The organism is Ignavibacteriales bacterium (assembly GCA_020635255.1).
Classification (GTDB): domain Bacteria; phylum Bacteroidota; class Ignavibacteria; order Tepidaquicellales; family Tepidaquicellaceae; genus JAEYVS01.
Map to the genome: position 1 here is coordinate 644,381 of JACKAC010000002.1, position 18,967 is coordinate 663,347.

Genomic DNA, 18,967 nt, shown 5'->3' on the forward strand with positions numbered 1-18,967 from the left:
AAAATTTTAAAATTTAAATTAGGAGAGTTTTATTATGGCAGGTGGTGGTGGTTTTGAAGCTCCGGAAGCCTATAATAAACGGCAGAAAAAATACCAAAGAGGCAAGAAGCTGGGTGTTAGAATAGATATGACACCTATGGTGGACGTCATTATGCTTCTTCTTACATTCTTTATGCTTACAACAACTCTCGCTACTCCCCAGGTTATGCAGGTTAACTTACCTAAGGGAGACGAGGAAGATAAAGTAAAGGTTGATGCATCAAACGTTTTGTATGTCAGAGTTGCTGAATCGGGAAATATATATTTCTCGCAAGGTACCGCAGACAATAAGGAGACTCCTCCGGAACATATTGCATTAGAAAACCTGAGAAGTGAGCTTGAAGCAAGGTTCAGGGCAAATCCGAATATTATGATGCTCTTAAAGTTCGACAGGAATATGAAATACAACCAGATGGTTGATATTCTAGATGAAATCAATAGAGCAAAAATAGACAAAAGATATACTTTCATGCCGGTTGGGGAAGTCGATAAAGAGATCATTAGACTGGCCGGGGGTTAAATAAATACAAGCAGTTTTAAAAAGCGGTGATTCAAAGATCACCGCTTTTTTTTATGCCCGGAAAGTAATTAAGTAGTGACGGCTTTTTAGGCAAAAATTGTTTATCTATTTTATTAACTTAAAGCAATAAAAGACAATTTATTGCTTAGAAACCTCACATTAATATTACTCCTATTTACCGCTTTTATTGGCACAGCGGATTTATATGCTCAGAGGGTACAGTCAAAGGACCGTCAGCCTTCAAAAATAGAGAAGTATGTCGTAGATGAAACGGGTACGCTCACACAGGAACAGGTCAATTACCTCATCCAGAAACTGATAAATTTTGAAAAGGAAACGTCGAACCAGCTCGTGGTTTATATTATTCCTTCGCTAAACGGTGAGTCCATAGAGGAGGTCTCCATCCGGCTGGCTGAAGAGAATAAAATTGGACAAAAGGGTAAGGATAACGGTGTGCTTCTCCTCATCGCAATGAATGATAAGAAGATGAGAATAGAAGTGGGATACGGACTCGAGGGAGCTTTGCCCGATGCAACAGCTTTGTCGATCATAAATAATGAAATACGTCCCGAATTCAAAAAGGGAGAGTTCTTCGACGGTATAGACAAAGGTGTCGATGCGATAATCTCTGCCACAAAGGGCGAGTACACTGCCAAAGAAAGCGATGATGACGGCTCCGGTATCGGTCTCTGCTTTGGAATACCTATATTCGTTTTCATAATATTCTTCATTATCTTTTTCATGATAATAATGTCCATTATTCAGCGCATGTTCGGCTGTGGTAAAGGATGGACGTCGGGAAGCGGCTCCGCTCACAGCGGTTCAAGCGGTTGGTGGAGCAGTGGTTCGGGCAGTTCGTCATCTTCAGGAAGCAGTTTTGGCAGTTTTTCCGGCGGTGGCGGTTCATTTGGCGGCGGTGGCGCCAGCGGTGGATGGTAAAATTTTAATCTTAGATTATGTCGTCAGCATTTTTAAATAAATTCTTGTCTCCGGAAGATCTGAATAAGATCTCCGAAACTATCTCCGGTGTTGAAAAACACACTTCGGGTGAGTTGCGTGTTTGCCTGAAGAATAAGCGGGGCATTCTTCAAGGGAAATATACACCGCGTGAGCTTGCTTTGAATGAGTTTCTCCGCGCAGATATGGATAGGACAAGGGATAAGACCGGTGTTTTGATATTTATTCTCTTTGGTGAAAGGAAGTTCGAGATCATTGCCGATGAGGGTATAAATGCAAAGATACCCGACAGCACATGGGATTCCATCGAGCACATGATGACAGACGAATTTAAGAAGGAAAATTATTTAGGCGGGATAGTAAATGCGGTCGAGGAGATAGGCGGAATCTTAAAGAACGAATTCCCGCCCTCATCCGACAATCCCGATGAGCTTTCTAATGATGTGATAGTAGGTTAAAGTGAATATCCCGGAAGCGGATCTTGATAAAGTTTATTTACATATTACTCTTTTTACTTTTCCCGCTTGCTCTGTGCGCGCAGGTTGACCTCCAGGATACCCTCGGTACTCCTATCGATACCCTTTCTCCTCCACCCGATACTCTGGATGTAACTCTTGATACGCTATCCGGCGACACTGCTATTGTTACTATTGACACCTCTCGACAGGTTCAATCCGACATAGATGCCGTGGTAAATTACACCGCAAAGGATTCCGCCGTCTTTGATTTTAAAACAAATAAACTCATTCTCTACAATGAGGCGGTTCTCATCTATAAAGACTTACAGCTGAATTCTGGTGTGATAATCCTTGACCGGGAAACGGAGGTGCTTGAGGGTATTGGTTTCCAGGACTCTACCCGGGAGGGTAAGTACGTCCAGACGCCCATTATGACGCAGGGGACGGATAAATATGAGGGAGTGCGCCTTGTATATAACTTCGCGACAAAGACGGGTAACGTTTCCATGGGATTTACTGAAGCTGAGCAGGGGTATTACTATGGCGAGATAATTAAAAAAGTTAATAATGAAGTTTACTTCGTCAAAAACGGTCGCTACACGACTTCAACGAACAGGGAGGATCCCGAATATTATTTCCTATCGCCTAAAATGAAGGTCATACCAAATGATAAGGTTATTGCGCAAAATGTTTTCCTGTATATAGAGGGTGTTCCCGTATTCTGGCTTCCATTTGCGGTTTTCCCGAATAGAAGCGGGCGTAGCTCCGGCATAATCCCGCCTACCTTCGGGTCCGACGGGACCTATGGGCAGTACATTGCAAACGGAGGTTACTTCTGGGCTATCAATGACTTTATGGATATAAATGCTACCGTGAACATTTTTACGAAAGGAAGGTACGATTTTAAATCACGCTTCCGCTATGCGCAGAGATATGTAATGACGGGCAATATCGAAGCCGGCTACACAATGATAAGGCTCGGCGAAGACACCGACCCTGATAAGTTCACTTCCGACGAATGGGCTTTCAATATTAATCATAGCCAGAACATTACGCCGACGCTTTCGCTGACGGGAAATCTTTCCTTTGTGAGCGGTAAGAGCTACTATGACAATAATACCAATAATTTCGATGAACTCCTGAGGCAAAACGTAATATCTAATCTAACAGCGTCAAAATACTGGGAGGGGACTCCATTCTCGCTAAACCTGAATTACTATCGTGATCAGAATCTGCAAACAGGTGACATTACACAGAGGCTCCCTAATCTTACTTTCAGCGTTACGGAAAATTATCCGTTCCGTTCTCCGTCCGGTTCATCCTATAACAGGAATTTTTACGAGGATATCGGCTTTTCGTATTCACTGAACGCGGTCAATAGTCTTACACGGACTACAACACAGACTACATCCGGTACCGACAGTACATATAATGATGATAAATACGGTGCCCGGCATAACGCAACTGTGAAATACTCACCTAAATTCAGTTTCATCAGTTTTACACCTTCGATAAATTACACAGAGATATGGTACCCGAACTCGATTAGAAAGTCTTTCAATTCGGCGGACAGTTCGGTAACCGAAACAACTATAGACGGATTCAATGCAGTGCGTTATTTTAACGCGGCGCTTTCTTTCAATACGAACTTTGTCGGCATATTTACCCCTAATGTATTCAGCGTAACAGGTATTCGTCACACTATTACGCCTTCGCTCACTTATTCCTATTCACCCGATTTTTCCGACCCGTCGTTCGGATATTATGGTACCTATACCGATGCCTCCGGTAACGATGTGAAGTATTCTTTCTATGAAAACGGTATCTTCGGGTCGCCGCCCTCCGGTGAAAGCCAGTTACTTTCGTTTTCGATGAATAATCTTTTTGAAATGAAGACTCGTGTGAATGACAGCACCGAAAATAAATTCCAGCTTATCAATATCACTTCTGGATTGAGCTATAACTTTGCCGCCGATTCATTGAAATTTTCGGAAATAACAAACACCTTCCGTACTAAAATAGGAAGCATACTAGACATATCCGGTTCGGCAAATTTTTCCCTTTATAAGTATAATGACAGCCTTAATTCACGTATAAACAGTTTCTTATGGGACGATGGAAAGGTCGCTGACCTGACAAACTTTACCTTAAATCTTTCGACAGGTTTTGATTTTCTTTTTTCAAGCTCTCAAAAGGAAGAAAAAAAATCTACAACTAACGATACCCTTGCGGAAACGGAAAAGAGTATAATAATAAAAGATAAGTACGATGCCGCTTACGACATACCGGTGAGCGGATCGATTAGTTATTTTTATAATCTGAACCAGAGCAATCCTAACAATATTACACGTACTTCCAATCTGGGCTTCAGTGTTGATTTCAGTCTGTCGAAAAACTGGAACTTTGGTTTTAGAACTAATTACGATCTTATTAGTGAACAGCTTTCGGCGCCTTATTTTACCGCTTACCGCGATCTAAATTCGTGGGAGATGCTTTTTAATTGGTACCCAATTGGTGCATATCGGGGTTTCAAATTCGAGGTAAGAATAAAAGCGCCTGATCTGCGCGATATTAAAATTGATAAGCAAACTAACGATAGGGGAGCATTCTCTAACTTTTAAACTAATTATGGAATATCAAAAATACTCCGGTGCAGGAAATAAATTCATCATCTTTGATAATCTCGATGACGGCATAACTAACCGCTCTGAAACCGTGCTTGGTCTGTTCGAAAACGGAAATAATGATGAGATAGACGGAGTTATATTTGTCGAGAAAAGCACGCTGGGTGATTTCTGGATGAATTATTACAATAGAGATGGTACAGGAAATTCCCTTTGCGGTAACGGACTTCGATGTACGGTGCAGTTCCTTCTGGATAATTCATTGACAGATAAACATGACCTAATCATTGAATCCATAGGGAAAACATTTCCGTGTAAAGTAAATGATGACGGTAAGATTACCGTTACGTTCCCTCCGCCTGAGATAATCCGTGCGGGCATAAAACTAAAAACTGCCCTTTCGGATTGGTCGGAAGACCTACCCTGCTCATACATAAATGTCGGCACACCTCATATTGTTATTTTTATCGAAGACTTAGGGCTCGACTCACTCGAAGACGTTAAAGTCAATGAATGGGGAAGAAGCATTCGTATGCACAAGGACCTTATGCCGGAAGGTGCTAACGTCAACTTTATTAAGGTGATGGGTGATAATGAGATTGCAATGCGTACTTATGAGCGCGGAGTCGAACGGGAAACTCTTGCCTGCGGAACGGGTGCGCTCTCCTCTGCAATTACCGTCTTTGCCGTAAAGAATATCATCCCGCCTATCAATATCCTCGTTCGCTCTGGGGAGCATCTTACTGTGGGTTTTGATTATGATTCTAATGAAATTGGTGCGCTGACCTTGACCGGTGGAGCAGTCCGAATTAGCTAGAAGTAATTAAACACCCAGTTTAATACCTGGTCACCCTGGTACCTTTGCGAAAATAACAGCTTTACCCAGTTGGTAGTCGTTATTTCGAAGAAGTCCTTATGTTTTAGTATTACCTTATTGTAATCCGAATCCGGGAACATCGCTATAATATTGCCAAGCGGATACTGTGTGTTTACGGTATCTTTCGGGGATAGGGGTATTTTTTTCAGGACGGTCGAGGTATCGGATGTACGGTATTCAGCCGTGTCGGTGTTTATATCCGGCGTAAGGTATTTATCCCCTTTGTATAAAAGCAGGTCGTCCTTCCGTTTCTCGTCCCATACTTTTAGCGCTACGGTGTAAATCCCTCCTTCGAAAGGCGATCCTCCGTACTTTGTAGAGTAATTCAATACGGCGAACGGACTGAGTACAGCTATATTTTTTATCTCGTTCGTCTCTATAAGCGTCTCTATGTTCCTCTCTGAAAATATCTTATTGCTCAGGGAATATACAGTCGAGTCATTATCCGGGTTTACTATTTCCAGTACATACTTGTAGCGGTTGAATTCGAAGTTATTATAATCGATGCTGTCGATAATATTCGTATCGGTTGCAGTCCATGAGATCGTTACAGTACTCGGATTCAATCCGAAATTCGTGTTATCTATGTAAAAACTTTTCAATCCCAGCATCCTGTTGTAATTTATCAGGTCGGGATTTTCTTCGAGCGGGGTCAGGTTTTTAGAGAATATCGAGATAGTCGAATCGTTCACGCTTGATTTCCTGCCCTTCACATAAAACACTTTATATTCGCCGATCTCCTCATTCTCTATACCCATTTTACGAAGCTTCTCGGTATATCCGTCGCTCTTTATCACGGCAAGCTCGATGTCCTTCTTTTCGAGGAATTTCTTTATGGCGAGTATATTTAGGTCGTCCTGCTTCTTTTTGCTGACCGGCTTTTCCTCCGATCCTTCCCGGAGTTCCCCTAATACAAACCTCCCCGGGTCATTTGATAATGCCTGCAATGCAAATAGATCGTAATATCCCTCTATCTCCTCAAAATATATCTTACCGTTATCCCCGAAATACTTATTACTTATCATATCGTCCAGCAGGCGTCCTACTTCGAATGTATCTTCTCTGAATGGGGGCGGGTAATAGTAGCACCACACGATATTAACCAGTATAAATGCTGAGATTAGCCCCGCTGCGATCTCCCTCCTGAATTCGAATACCTGCTCCACCGAAAACGGCACTAAAAATAGCGCGTTCAATACCACATACCGCGAGATCATATTCGTACCTCCGGTGCCTAGCATTGCATGCACAATGAGGAATGTAAGTTGAAGGAGGTTGAATACAAGGAATATCCTGTGCAGACTGCTCCTTCTCTCCTTAAATGTCTCGAATATTATTTTTATAGAGAAGATTGTTGTGAGCGGCGCTATGTAGAATATGAAAGTCGGATACTGAATCGTTCTTTGAAGAAGACCGGCTGAGTTGAACTGGTCGAATATCTTCGTTGTCTCCACAGCAAAGAACATTGCATTATTATGGTCTATGTAGTTCTGCAAAAACCACCATATTATCGTAACCATGGAGATGCACGAAATAAGAACGTTCTTCATCAGGTTTCCCGTAAGCTTTCTTTGCGGGAAGAAATCCCATGCTACCAGTATGATAAATCCTGCTGTAAAGAACCATCCCTCGTAACGGAAAACGTTAGCAAGAGCGAAGCATATACTTGCCGCTACAAGCAATGACCGGTGTACTTTCCCGTCATTTCTCCACTTCATGAAGTAATAAAAGCCCATTGTTGTAAAACAGAAGAATATAGGCTCAGGAAGCCCGGATATGCTTAACCAAACCTGGAAAGGGAAAAAAATGAATATTAAAGTTGAAAAGAATGCTATCTTTCTGTTGAAACAAAGGTCGATCAGCTTAAAATAATACACCATACATACTGCTGAAAAGACCGAACTTACTAAATTCGATGCCAGCATGAGGTTCTTTACGAATATCATCACAAAGCCTACTATCCAGAAATGCGGGGTGAGCCAGACTCCGGAGCTTATCTCTGGATGCTGGAGCCATTCATAAGATTTTACCGTTCTCGTGTAATCGTCTGCGGAGAGCCACCTGTATCCCGATTGCAATATCATTATTTGGAATACGGTTTTTACTATTAGAAGTCCTATGATGAGGTAAAGCGGGTTGGCGAAAATATTAAATCCTTCCCTGGCTTTCGGTTCTTCTTTTACTTCTTCGTATGTTAGTGCATCGCCCTGCAAGCCCCGTTAATTATCCTTATTTAATTTTATCCTGAATGTAGCTCCTTTACCCACTGCCGAGTCCAGCAGGAAAAATTTACCGCTATGGTAATCTTCGATTATACGCTTCGACAGGCTTAATCCTAATCCCCAGCCCCTTTGCTTTGTAGAGTATCCTGGTCTGAATATATCCTTTTTGTGTTTCATGTCCACGCCTTTACCGCTGTCCGTAACGTCTATTACTGCCTCGTGTCCTACGGTATAAACCTTGATGCTTATTTCTCCGGAAGGTTTGTCCATTGCGTCTAAGGAGTTCTTTAATAGGTTCTCAATTACCCACTCGAATAGATCCGTATTGATGTTTGCGCAGATATTATCATCACCTTCGATGTTAATCTTAACTTTCTTTACAGGCTTTCCGTCTATGGTCGTAAGCGTCGGTATTCTTTTTTCTATATAATTTACCACGTGGGTGATCGCTTCCTTCAGGTTCTCCGACTTGAGTAGAGGCTGTGATCCTATCTTTGAAAATCTTCCCGCGATCTTATTCAGCTTTTCGAGATCCTTCTCTATTTCGGATGTTACTTCCTCCAGCTCACCGCTTCCCGGTTTGACGTTCTTAAGCATCTCCGTCCACCCCATAAGTGAAGACAGGGGAGTACCAAGCTGGTGCGCCGTCTCTCTCGAAAGTCCGACCCATATACTGCTCTGCTCGTTCTTCTTAATATATGAGAACCCTATGTAGCCCAGAAATACAAAAAGCCCCGCTATCAAAAATTCCATGTAAGGCAATAATTTCAATTCCGTAACAAGTCCCGATTGTCCGTAGTGAACGTAACTCAATATCAGTGTGTCCTGGTCCAGAACATATTTTACCGCTATGGGATCGTTTATTTCCGACATTTCTTTTGCCATGGCAAAGAATTTTGCCGAATCCTGTGAGGAGAGTCCCTTTGTCGAATCAAAATCCACGTTCTTAAAGAACGTGATAGTTTTGTAATCCTTATCCGTCGCGATTATCGGAAAATCTATCTGCGTTATTATCTCCTCAAAGATAAATGTGTATTCGCCGGTCTCGTTTTCCGCATTTGCGAGGTATTCAAGTGAACGCGCGTACAGCCCCGCGATCTGCTTTTCCCTCTGCTGTATCTTGGTTGCCAGATGCTGTGTATAAAACAGTATTAATCCTACAATTAAGAGACCGCTTGCAGCGAGTGCGATTTTTATGTCAAATGAGCCGAATTTATTCATTCCTATAAAATAAAGACTATGTTAAATTATAAAAATATAGTATTACGGAATATTAAACATTCTTTTTGAAGAAAAAATTAACCATCCTACTGGCGCTAAGTATTATATTCTTAATATCTATTATAGTTTCCGTAGCACTTGGCAATATAAACATTTCATTTTTAGAAATAATCGGAATTTTTAATACGGATAATGAGGTCGTAAAAAAGGTTATTCTCGATATTCGGCTTCCCAGAGTGCTAAATTCCGCCGCCATAGGATTTGCCCTTTCCGCTTCTGGTATTATTCTCCAGTCACTTCTGCGAAATAATCTTGCTGAACCCGGATTACTCGGAATTTCCGCCGGGGCAGGTTTCGGTGCGATCGTTATTTTTGTATTTGGGATTTCCACTTCCTTCTGGATGGTAACGCCCTTTGCTTTTGCTACTGCTATTCTTACAACAATGCTGATTTTTGCCATCGCGCGAGGAATGAACGCAAAATATTCCAATTTCATTTCTTCAAATAAGATCATTCTCGCCGGGCTTGCTATAAACGCCTTCCTGGGTTCCGTGAACGGATTCCTGCTCCTTCGCTCCGGTGAAAATGTGAAACAGATACTTTACTGGCTCAATGGCAGTCTCTCCGGCAGGGGATGGGAAGAGTTTAATATAATTATCATTCCCGTTATCATTGCGCTGATCTTTTCGATGCTCATATCGAAGGAGCTAAACGTGATGAATATGGGCGAAGAGTTCGCGGTCTCACTTGGTGTCAATCTAAAACGCATGCAGACTGTCTCTATAGCTCTTGCATCCGTCCTTGCCGCCTGTGCGGTAGCAGTCGCAGGCATTATTACGTTCGTTGGTCTCATAGTCCCCAATATTGCTAAACTCCTGCTGGGCTCAGATAACAGGTACACTGTTCCCGCCTCCATTCTGCTTGGCGGAATATTCATGGTCGTGTCGGATACTTTAGCCAGGATGGTCATTGCCCCGTCGGAGATTCCCGTAGGAGTAGTCACCTCCTTTGTCGGTGCGCCCATATTCGTTTGGCTTATTTATAAACGTGATAAGCAGAGAGTATGAGCGCCAACTTGACAGATACAATAGCCGCAATTGCGACACCGCCTGGTGAAGGAGGTATATCCGTTATCCGTGTCTCCGGTGAAAATACCTTCACTATTATTGAAAAAATATTCTCCTCCGCTGAAGAAAAGTTTACTCCCGTCGTTATTGGTAGTTTCAATTCCCATACCGTTCATTTCGGATATATATTCGATGAAGGTAACCTGGTGGATGAGGTGCTAATAACGGTTTTTAAAAACCCCGGTACATATACGGGTGAAGATGTTGTGGAGATCTCATCACACGGCGGTACGTTCGTCGCCGCTAAGATACTCCGCCTTCTCTTTAAGCAAGGCGCGCGGCTTGCCGAACCTGGTGAATTTACCAAACGCGCTTTCCTCAATGGAAGGATGGACCTCTCGCAGGCTGAAGCCGTTGCTGATCTTATCCATGCCAAAACCGAATCAGCGCACGAATCCTCCATTAAACAGCTCGAAGGCTCGCTCTCCCATTATGTTTCAAAAGTGAAAGAGGATATCCTTAATGCCGTTTCGCTGGTAGAGTTGGAGCTCGATTTTGCTGAGGAGGACCTCGAATTTGTTCACAAAAAGGAACTTCGGGATAAGCTCACGGCTATCATCGGTGATATAGATAAGATAATTGCTTCATACATTACCGGCCGTGTTATCCGTGAAGGGGCGAAGCTCGTCATTGCCGGAAATCCTAACGCCGGTAAGTCCTCACTGTTCAATCACCTTCTGCGGACCAACCGCGCGATAGTAAGCGACATTGCCGGAACTACACGCGATTACATCGAGGAAAACCTGATTATCGACGGGGTTTTGTTCAATCTTACCGATACAGCAGGCTTGCGTATTTCGGATGATACTATCGAAAGTGAGGGCATAAAACGAAGCTACGAGCGTATGAAAGAGGCTGATCTTATTCTGTTTTTGATAGATTCATCGGAAGATGAAACATCCATTCAAAATAACATAAAATACTTCGATGATAATTTCGACACTGGAAAATCCATAATGATCTTTTCAAAATCCGACCTGAACAAACAACCCGGAAAACCAGGTCTCCATATTTCGATACTTAATGATGATTCTATAGAAGAGTTAAAAAAGGAAATGGTCGCAAAAGTTTTCTCTAAAGAAGGCTCCGTTTCATCCGGAGACATAATTCTTACTAACCTCCGCCACAAAACCTGCCTTGAAAACACCGTCGAGTCACTCCGCAATGCTGTGAAAACCCTCGACGATAATATGAGCGGAGAATACATTTCCGTTGACCTCCGAAACGCCCTCTCTCACCTCGGCGAGATAACCGGCGAAGTAACCAACGAAGACATCCTTGCCAATATCTTCTCAAAATTCTGCATCGGCAAATAATTTCAACCTTATTATTTTATTTTTATTTACTATTTTTTATGGTTGGAAGATCCTGTAGAAAATACTAAACCCGGACTTAAGCGCAGTCTCATCATCGTCATCCTATTCTTTGCTTTGATCGGTTCTGCCCTTGCTTTATACGCAACCCGGCTCACATTTAAACTCACCGTAGCCGGCATTATCGAACCCAGCGAATGCTCATTCAGTGACCTTTTTACATGTGATACGGTTCTATCGACAGGATATGCTAAAATGTTTGGTGTGCCTGTTGCATGGTTCGGTTTCATGTATTTCTTCTGGGCTCTATGGGTTGCCATCTTCGCGCTCGTTAATAGCCGTAAACAGAGTGGTACCGCCGCGCTCAACATAATCTTCTTTATGACCACGCTTTCTGTGCTGGTCACATTCTTCAAAATGTATCAACTCTTTATGCTTGGGGTGATATGCCCGGTTTGTGTAGCTATGTATGTTTGTATATTTGTAATTTTCTTCCTGACAATGAAAGCTCTGCGAATATCTTTTAAGGAGATCCTCTCCCGTAATTTACAATATGTCAAAAGCATCTTCTCCTCATCAAAACCCGTAGCTGCCGGTAAGAAAGGCGACGGTACGGAGGAGCGGGTATCACAGCCCTGGCGTTACTGGATAATTCTCATCTGGCTTTTCGCAATGGGATTTCTCGGCTTGCGCTATTATGAAAATACCGTAATCAAACCCGGTCTGAAGAGCGTCCAGCTTATCCTTACACAGCACTTTAACGGGCAGAAGTATGATGTTAACTTTGATGGCTCTGCGGTGGACGGTAATCCCGATGCAAAAGTAACCATTGTAGAGTTCAGCGATTTCGAATGTCCGGCTTGCAAACTGCTGGCATCCAATATGAAACCCATTATGCTCGAATACGGCGACCGTGTGAGCCTCCACTTTATGAATTACCCTCTCGATAAATCAATAAATAAGAATCTGACTAACGAGATCCACCAAAACGCCGGGATTGCGGCGATTGCAGGGGTATGCGCGCAGGATCAGGGAAAGTTTTGGGATTTTTATTACACACTTTACGAAAACCAGACAAAAATTAACCGCGACTTCATCATTGCCACCGCGCAGGAACTCGGTCTCGACATGAATAAATTTAACGATTGCCTTGAATCCGATCCCGCTCGTGACAGGGTATTGAGGGAGATCGATCTTGCAAAGGAGTATGGTATTACCGGCACGCCGACATTATTTATCAATGGCAGGAAAGTTCACTACTGGAATAGTCCCGAAGTCATCAAAGCTATAATAGATGAAGAATTGAAAATGAATAAGTGATCATAAAATCTCTTTAAATTTTTCTACAAGCCAGTCGGGATTTTCAATCTTATTATAGACTTTTTTGATCTTATTTATACAAACAACTGCAGCATCTTTGTCCGGCGTTTCCCTCAACTTTAATAATTGCTTATAATATTCTATAAAATTATAATCAAGAATTTTGTCTTCCTCGCTTATTTCATTAGTCTTTTTTAGATACCTTTTAGTATTCTCCATTATATAATATGCCTGCTCAAAGAAATTCAATTCGTAGTAGAGATTCATCAGTAACATCTTTACATCTCTTTTAAAGACAAATGAATTATAGGATACATTCGATAAGTATTCCAGGCTGTTCTCAAAGTTATTCCTCGTGAATTCTGTTTCAGCCAGGCAGAAATTTTTCATATTCTCACTGTAGCTTGGCTTGAGCTTATTATAATGCTGCAGGATGAAATGTTCAGCCCATTCATATTCATGTGCATCTAGAGCAGTAAGAACAACATTTCTGAAAAAGATCATCTGCATATATTTATCCTTTTCAGTTTTGTATAACTTTTCATCGACGAATACTTTCGTAAGATTAAGACTTCTTTTTGAAAGGGTTTTCTTTTTTTTGGGGTCCTGCGCTTCGCGTATATTCATGTCGTAAAGATTTACCATCTCCGAATATATATAAACCTTTTCCTCTCTGCCGTACAGATTGATATTTTTTATGAAACTGTCTTCAGCTTTAAAAAGGGATTCTTCCAGGTTGCTGCCGCTAACAGCCTGAAAAGTATAAAAAACGGGTTCAAGTAATTTTAAAAATTGATGTTTCTCTTTTGATGAGAATATTTCTAGGAAGTTAGTTCCATTAATAACAGTATTGAAAAGCTCTCCGTCTGTTCTCAGGTTATATGAAATTTCCGCAAAATATTTATTGATGACACTTCTCATTGACCTCAAAAGATTTAAAGCCATAGTATTCTCTGTTCTTCGCATAGATGAATCTATAAATCCCTTGTAATCATGGTTCCTGGAATAGTATGATATCATCAGGTCCTCGAGCCTGTTACGATATGCGAAGTACGAGCCAAGTAAATATTCTGTGGATACAAGCTTCTTATCAAGTTTGCGGGCGAGCTTGCGAAAGGAATTTTCCATACCACGTTTTAACAATTCTTCCATAAGTGCAAACGTTCGGTCTGGTTCTTTTTCATTTGTGCCTGATAGAACCAGGAAATCGCAAACTGAGTCGTATAAATGAAATACGGATAGTGTTAGTTTCTTTTTAACAAATTTTTCATTTGGGAAGATCGATTTGAAGAGATGCTCGTCATTTAGCGATTTTCCTTCAAAATCGGGATAAAATTCCTTTAAGGAATTAAAGATCTTTCTTACATCTCTTTTCTTTAGTTGAGCAGGTGAATTTACATAGGTTTCGAATTCATCGATCTCTTTTTTTGTAAAAGTCTTTAAAACCCGTATGATGTTTGCATCTCTCATGTGTAATAATAACTAGAAAGTGTACTCAGTAAGTGCTTATAATACATATCTTAATATAGTAACACAATTTTGTAAAAGCAATCTCCTGTGTAATAATCTCGAAATAATTAATTGGGAAATAATTAATAAATGGTTTATTTTGAAGAAAATGCAATTTTAACAAAATTTGGGCAAAATGGATAAAAGATTATATAGGGATATATTTATCTGTATATTATTGGTCGGTTCACTATTTACGGCAGCATTTTTTGTCAGCTGTTCCGAAGATAATAGCGGGATCGTTATAGGGCCAAATAATAATAATAACGGAAATATTGGAGGAGGTGAAATTATTACTTCATCTTTGTCACAGTTTTTTGGAGCTGTTGGTGAAGGAGCCGAGGGTGCACTTGGATTTTCGATAAACGGCTGGATATTAGGCGCTATGGGTCTTGCAGGAAACAGCCCGGACTACGGTAAGCAGATTGCTTTAATCGAAAGTGATCTCGATACCATAATTACTTTATTGGGTAGTATGGATAGTACACTTAACGAAATAAATCAAACACTGCAGATACTTAACTGCTCTGAACAGACATCGTCACTACAGACAGAAATAGGAAGCATTGAAAACCTTTACATCCAATACACGTCAATGATAGAAACAGCCAGTGACACTACACTCGGGCCTGTATCTGACAGCGTTATCCAGGCCTGGTCAGATCAGGTGATTGCAACCCTGCCGAATGCTCTTAGTACTATCGAATCAAATCTCTCTAACCAGACAGGAGTTTTGCATGCCTGTATTATTACGATTCCTCCTCCGAGTACATTCGGGACGACGGCTTTTGGCGGAGATACAATTTATTATAATAATGTGGACGCTCTTACTAACTACTATTATTATTACCAGGTAATAGCTTTATCTATGATTAGCGATGCTTTACATTTCAATGCGTGGGTTGCTGCATGCTCTCAAGACAGCTGTACATTTCCCGCGGATTCGATTCAGGCTGTCTGTAATCAAAACAGTACCGCGATGACATACTGTAATGATGTGAGAGGATACACAAATGATCTGTATAACTCTTTACTAACCCAGTTTTCTTACGGTGGAGCATCATACACAAACGAGTATACTACACTTCAATATATACAGAACAACCCGATAGTATGGGTCAGGTCTCTGGAAGATTTTACTCAACAGGCCGGCTACAATTGCCCTGACCCGCAAATAAATCCGCCCCACATAACATCCCCGCAGCCCTGCGGTCCGACGGCGGGAAACGCAAACTCGGTACTAAGAGATACGGTTTACCGGGGAACATCGGGGTTCTCTTTTGCCAACGGGCAGGAATTATATAATCTGATAGATGCAGCGTCTTCACTTAGTTTCAATACAAACGGGGATTATCTTGAATCAAAAGGTTTTAAGAATATGAGTGAGAAAACAATTATCTCTGCAAATCCCGGCAACACGGTAGTAATTTCTCAGTCATATCAAAATTTACAAGTTACACCGTTTTTTCTAACAGACCAGAAAGCTTTTTTATATAACGGTGAAAATATTTCAGTATATTACACCGGTAATGCATTTAGTTATTTATTTCCTTCAACTGTATACTCTTATGGAACCTGCACTCCTGCGGGGACGCATTACCAAAATCAGAGTATGACCCTTTTATACCAGTTTATACAAAGTGTTTATGATTATGATAAATTATTTTTTAATGATGGAGATATTGCTTTTGTTACACTTTGCCTTAATAATGGAGATTGGCAGCTTGATTCTCCATTTGCATGGAACGAAGAACCCCCTAACTGGACTCCTTTATCAGACAGTGCTATCTATCGTTTTCTGATGCCAAAAGTTTATGCTTATGATGCTCACTGTAAATCGGGCAGAACAAATGTCAATTTAAGTGGTGTGCCAACAATGTGCGGAGAGGATTTTAATATATTCCTGAATACTAATATCCCCCGTCCGCCTACGTGCAGCAATACTAAAATTTTTCCAGCTTGTACAACATTAAACTAATAATAACCGGAAAATGTTAAAATCAAATTTAAAAAATTTGTTTCAGAGCAAGCCCGGCTTTACTGGAACAATCAAAGTATTCCTGATCATAGCATTACTTTTTTTATCCGGGAAAGATTCCTCTGCTCAGTCACAGTGGCTCGATCATGGAACAGGTAATTCGGTTTCGCTCGAGATTTATAAGCCGAATATCCCGGTGAAACCAAGTTCCTTTATAGCCGGTGTAAGACCGGAATATACTACATTTTCCGGAGTAGCTTTTTTGAGCGGAAGATATAACCTCTCAAAGAGACTTACTCTTATAGCGGAGCTTCCTATGGTGAACGGCAAATGGGATGATACGGTTGAAATACAGGATGAAGGAGGATTTAAGTTTGGGAATCCATATATTGGAGCGGAATATTCTCTTCCGGAAAGTCCCGTAAGCGTTGATTTTGGATTAAGAATTCCTATTACGGAGGAAGGGCAGCCCCAGGCAACCGTATATGGATTGCGGGCGGATGTAGATAGGGTCAGCGCATTCATACACAATATTGTACCCATCACCGCTGCTGTAAATTACAGGACCGTGTCAGAATCGAATATACTATTGAATGCCCGTGTAGGCGGGGACCTTTGGTTTAATACAAAACAACTTGGAATTTATACTCAGCCTTTGCTTTCGGTTTTGTACACACTTCAAACCGGATACATTCATAAAAATGTTCATTTCATTCTGGGCTTAAGCGGGAATTATGAAATAGATACCGGTCCGAATACTCCGGATAAATATAATTACATTGAATACGGATTGCTTGTAACATTTCTCTTTAAAAATATTCGCCCGGCTTTCAGCCTAAAGGTACCGGGTGAGGACCTGGGAAAATTCATTAATTACGTTGTCGGTTTTAACTTTACATACGGATTTAAATGATACAAGACGACCCTTTGGATAAAGAGGTCAGACAGTTGGCCGGCAGACTAAACAGGAAAATTAAGATCTTGTTATCCGGAGAAAAAGATAAGATCGGGGATGGTCTTATAACGGAAATGATCATAATAAGTGGGTATATGTCTCATTACATTGTAAAAGAAGGATCAAGGTCAGACAGTGAACGCAGTCATGTTAAGCAAATGATCTCGAGGGCAAAGGAAATACAAAAAGAGCTAGAGTGAATCAGTAAGAATCACTTTGCCAATATGTCGTGATAGACGGGGCGCAGGTCCCGTCTTTTTTATAGTAAATTTTCAAGTTTCTTCAAAAGCCAATCAGGGTATTCTATTTTGACTTTGTTTAACTTGATCGCCTCTATTTCCATTTCTATTGATACCTTTTCAGGCTTATCATGATATTTTAACAAATTGTTGTAGTGTTTAACGAAATTAGAGTATACAAGCCTGTCTTCTTCTGAAACTTCCTTTGATGTTTTTAAAAATTTCTTTGTAGTATCCAGCATGTAATGTGCTTCCTCGAAAAGTTTTAACTCATAATAAAGAAGCATGAGCAGGAGCTTCACGTCGGATTTATAAAAGAAACTGTCGTATTTAACGGTTGATAAGTATTCAAGACTCTTGTCATGATTATGGCGATCGAACTCCAGCATTGCCAGGCAGTAGTTCATTAAATTTTTTCTGCTTTCCGGCTTTAATTCCTTATTATATTCTTTGATGAACTTCTCCGCCCAGTCTAATTCGCTGATATCCAGTGCGGTGAATACCACGTTCCTGAAAAAAAGATCCGGCATAAAAGGGTCTTTCTTATTTTTTATAAGCCCGTATTTCAAAAGAGACTTGGTCATTTCATGCTTTAACCTTGAAAACCTGTCTCTCTCATCTCGGTCTTTAGCGTCTCGAATAAGTTTACTGTATAAATTGGTGAGTAGTATGGATATTAACGACCTTTCGTCATGGTCATAAAGCGATATGTTCTTAAAAAATGTTTCATCAGCCTTTTGAGTCCATTTCTCACTTTCGGGATCTGTCATACCCTTATACAAAAAATAAGATACTTCGAGAATCTTTAGATAAGGGTGAATGTCCGGATCCGAAAATATCTTATCAACGTCGATTGCGTCAATCATCCTTTTTGTAAGACGGGTATCCAGTTCGACTTTGTAGAATTCTTCGGCTATTTTGATATTGGGCATCCCTCTGAGAAACCTCAAAAGAAATAAACCTGTACTTAAATTTATTTTATTGTGAAAAGATTTAAAGCGAAGGTCACTTTCACCCCGGCTGGTGTAAAACCTCATGAGCAGATCCTCATATCCGTAACGGTAAAAGAAAAAATTATCCAGGCTCATTTTGGATGAAGCAATTTCTTTATCCATTTTCCTGGCGAGCTTACTAAAGGCATTATTCATCCCCCGGTTGATGAACTGGTTCATCAGCGAAAATGCTCTCTCGATCTTATTCTCATTATTGTTCAGCGCGATAAGATATTCACATGCCGCGTCGAAAATATGAAATGCTGCTATTGAGTATTTTGATTTACTGTACTTCTGACCCGGAAAGATTTTTTTGAACAAATTTTCATCGGTAAAGACAGGACTATTAAAATCGGGATAAAATTTCTTTAGTTCATTAAATGTCTTCCTGACATCACGTTTCTTTAGCTGTGTAGGAGAATTTATGAAGGTTTCGAATTCCTTTAACTCTTTCCTGGAAAAAGTCTTTAGGAGTTTGGCAATTTTGGTGTTTTTCATAAAATGTTTGCGTAAGAAATTGCCCCCGGACGGTTAATGTAACTTAATATATTTCAAATACATAACAAAGTATAAAAAAATAACACTTGCCGAATTCCGTGTAATAATACAAACATCT

Annotated in this window: 15 protein-coding genes; 11 read left to right on the forward strand and 4 right to left on the reverse strand. The window is 40.8% G+C overall.

The genetic code is table 11. The annotated features are described in order from the left end of the window. The first annotated feature begins 34 nt into the window (after window positions 1-34). From H6614_10805 to H6614_10825, 5 genes are all read left to right on the forward strand, one after another. Window positions 35-559 (forward strand): biopolymer transporter ExbD, encoded by a 525-nt coding sequence (locus H6614_10805; GenBank protein MCB9244155.1) that lies wholly within the window; start codon window positions 35-37, stop codon window positions 557-559. 186 nt (window positions 560-745) lie between these two features. Beyond that, complete coding sequence (locus tag H6614_10810; protein ID MCB9244156.1) at window positions 746-1,498, forward strand: TPM domain-containing protein; 753 nt, start codon at window positions 746-748, stop codon at window positions 1,496-1,498. Window positions 1,499-1,515: 17 nt separating this feature from the next. Continuing rightward, on the forward strand, window positions 1,516-1,974 hold the full coding sequence (locus tag H6614_10815) for a TPM domain-containing protein (protein ID MCB9244157.1): 459 nt from the start codon (window positions 1,516-1,518) through the stop codon (window positions 1,972-1,974). Between the two features lie 23 nt (window positions 1,975-1,997). Continuing rightward, on the forward strand, window positions 1,998-4,595 hold the full coding sequence (locus H6614_10820) for an LPS-assembly protein LptD (GenBank protein ID MCB9244158.1): 2,598 nt from the start codon (window positions 1,998-2,000) through the stop codon (window positions 4,593-4,595). Between the two features lie 7 nt (window positions 4,596-4,602). Continuing rightward, entirely contained in the window at window positions 4,603-5,415 is an 813-nt protein-coding gene (locus tag H6614_10825; protein MCB9244159.1) for a diaminopimelate epimerase, read from the forward strand. On the opposite strand, the gene H6614_10830 is transcribed toward H6614_10825, so the two are convergent. Beyond that, window positions 5,412-7,688 carry a glycosyltransferase family 39 protein gene (locus H6614_10830; protein MCB9244160.1) on the reverse strand — a complete coding sequence of 759 codons (2,277 nt, stop codon included), beginning with the start codon at window positions 7,686-7,688 and terminating at the stop codon, window positions 5,412-5,414. The two genes, H6614_10825 and H6614_10830, sit on opposite strands and share 4 nt — an antisense overlap. A 6-nt stretch (window positions 7,689-7,694) precedes the next feature. Further along, window positions 7,695-8,918: a HAMP domain-containing histidine kinase gene (locus tag H6614_10835; protein ID MCB9244161.1), complete on the reverse strand. Its 1,224-nt coding sequence runs from the start codon at window positions 8,916-8,918 to the stop codon at window positions 7,695-7,697. A 65-nt stretch (window positions 8,919-8,983) separates the two neighbouring features. Between H6614_10835 and H6614_10840 the strand changes: the two genes are divergently transcribed. Genes H6614_10840 through H6614_10850 form a run of 3 tightly spaced genes read left to right on the forward strand, consistent with a single transcriptional unit; the run spans window position 8,984 to window position 12,678 of the window. Then, complete coding sequence (locus H6614_10840) at window positions 8,984-9,985, forward strand: iron ABC transporter permease (protein ID MCB9244162.1); 1,002 nt, start codon at window positions 8,984-8,986, stop codon at window positions 9,983-9,985. Then, on the forward strand, window positions 9,982-11,361 hold the full coding sequence (gene mnmE / locus H6614_10845; GenBank protein MCB9244163.1) for a tRNA uridine-5-carboxymethylaminomethyl(34) synthesis GTPase MnmE: 1,380 nt from the start codon (window positions 9,982-9,984) through the stop codon (window positions 11,359-11,361). The genes H6614_10840 and mnmE overlap by 4 nt, the downstream gene beginning before the upstream one ends. Before the next feature lie 42 nt (window positions 11,362-11,403). Beyond that, window positions 11,404-12,678: a thioredoxin domain-containing protein gene (locus H6614_10850; protein MCB9244164.1), complete on the forward strand. Its 1,275-nt coding sequence runs from the start codon at window positions 11,404-11,406 to the stop codon at window positions 12,676-12,678. On the opposite strand, the gene H6614_10855 is transcribed toward H6614_10850, so the two are convergent. Beyond that, a complete protein-coding gene (locus H6614_10855; GenBank protein ID MCB9244165.1) occupies window positions 12,679-14,148 on the reverse strand; it encodes a hypothetical protein in 1,470 nt (489 codons plus the stop codon). 175 nt (window positions 14,149-14,323) lie between these two features. Here H6614_10855 and H6614_10860 point away from each other — a divergent pair, with 175 nt between their 5' ends. The 3 genes from H6614_10860 to H6614_10870 are packed head-to-tail and all read left to right on the forward strand — an operon-like array spanning window position 14,324 to window position 17,320. Continuing rightward, complete coding sequence (locus tag H6614_10860; GenBank protein ID MCB9244166.1) at window positions 14,324-16,165, forward strand: hypothetical protein; 1,842 nt, start codon at window positions 14,324-14,326, stop codon at window positions 16,163-16,165. A 13-nt stretch (window positions 16,166-16,178) separates the two neighbouring features. After that, window positions 16,179-17,078, forward strand: a complete 900-nt coding sequence (locus tag H6614_10865; protein ID MCB9244167.1) for a hypothetical protein — start codon at window positions 16,179-16,181, stop codon at window positions 17,076-17,078. Beyond that, complete coding sequence (locus H6614_10870) at window positions 17,075-17,320, forward strand: hypothetical protein (GenBank protein ID MCB9244168.1); 246 nt, start codon at window positions 17,075-17,077, stop codon at window positions 17,318-17,320. The genes H6614_10865 and H6614_10870 overlap by 4 nt, the downstream gene beginning before the upstream one ends. A 59-nt stretch (window positions 17,321-17,379) precedes the next feature. Here H6614_10870 and H6614_10875 read toward each other — a convergent pair whose 3' ends face one another. Then, the gene (locus H6614_10875) at window positions 17,380-18,849 is read right to left on the reverse strand and encodes a hypothetical protein (protein ID MCB9244169.1); all 1,470 of its coding nucleotides are present in this window, start codon (window positions 18,847-18,849) and stop codon (window positions 17,380-17,382) included. Window positions 18,850-18,967 lie beyond the last annotated feature (118 nt).

What these genes read in the sequence shown, in the direction of transcription:
- H6614_10805 (MCB9244155.1), top strand. Translation starts at nt 35, where the DNA reads ATGGCAGGTGGTGGTGGTTTTGAAGCTCCGGAAGCCTATAATAAACGG.
- H6614_10815 (MCB9244157.1), top strand. Translation starts at nt 1,516, where the DNA reads ATGTCGTCAGCATTTTTAAATAAATTCTTGTCTCCGGAAGATCTGAAT.
- H6614_10825 (MCB9244159.1), top strand. Translation starts at nt 4,603, where the DNA reads ATGGAATATCAAAAATACTCCGGTGCAGGAAATAAATTCATCATCTTT.
- H6614_10835 (MCB9244161.1), bottom strand. Translation starts at nt 8,918, where the DNA reads ATGAATAAATTCGGCTCATTTGACATAAAAATCGCACTCGCTGCAAGC.
- mnmE (MCB9244163.1), top strand. Translation starts at nt 9,982, where the DNA reads ATGAGCGCCAACTTGACAGATACAATAGCCGCAATTGCGACACCGCCT.
- H6614_10855 (MCB9244165.1), bottom strand. Translation starts at nt 14,148, where the DNA reads ATGAGAGATGCAAACATCATACGGGTTTTAAAGACTTTTACAAAAAAA.
- H6614_10860 (MCB9244166.1), top strand. Translation starts at nt 14,324, where the DNA reads ATGGATAAAAGATTATATAGGGATATATTTATCTGTATATTATTGGTC.
- H6614_10865 (MCB9244167.1), top strand. Translation starts at nt 16,179, where the DNA reads ATGTTAAAATCAAATTTAAAAAATTTGTTTCAGAGCAAGCCCGGCTTT.
- H6614_10870 (MCB9244168.1), top strand. Translation starts at nt 17,075, where the DNA reads ATGATACAAGACGACCCTTTGGATAAAGAGGTCAGACAGTTGGCCGGC.
- H6614_10875 (MCB9244169.1), bottom strand. Translation starts at nt 18,849, where the DNA reads ATGAAAAACACCAAAATTGCCAAACTCCTAAAGACTTTTTCCAGGAAA.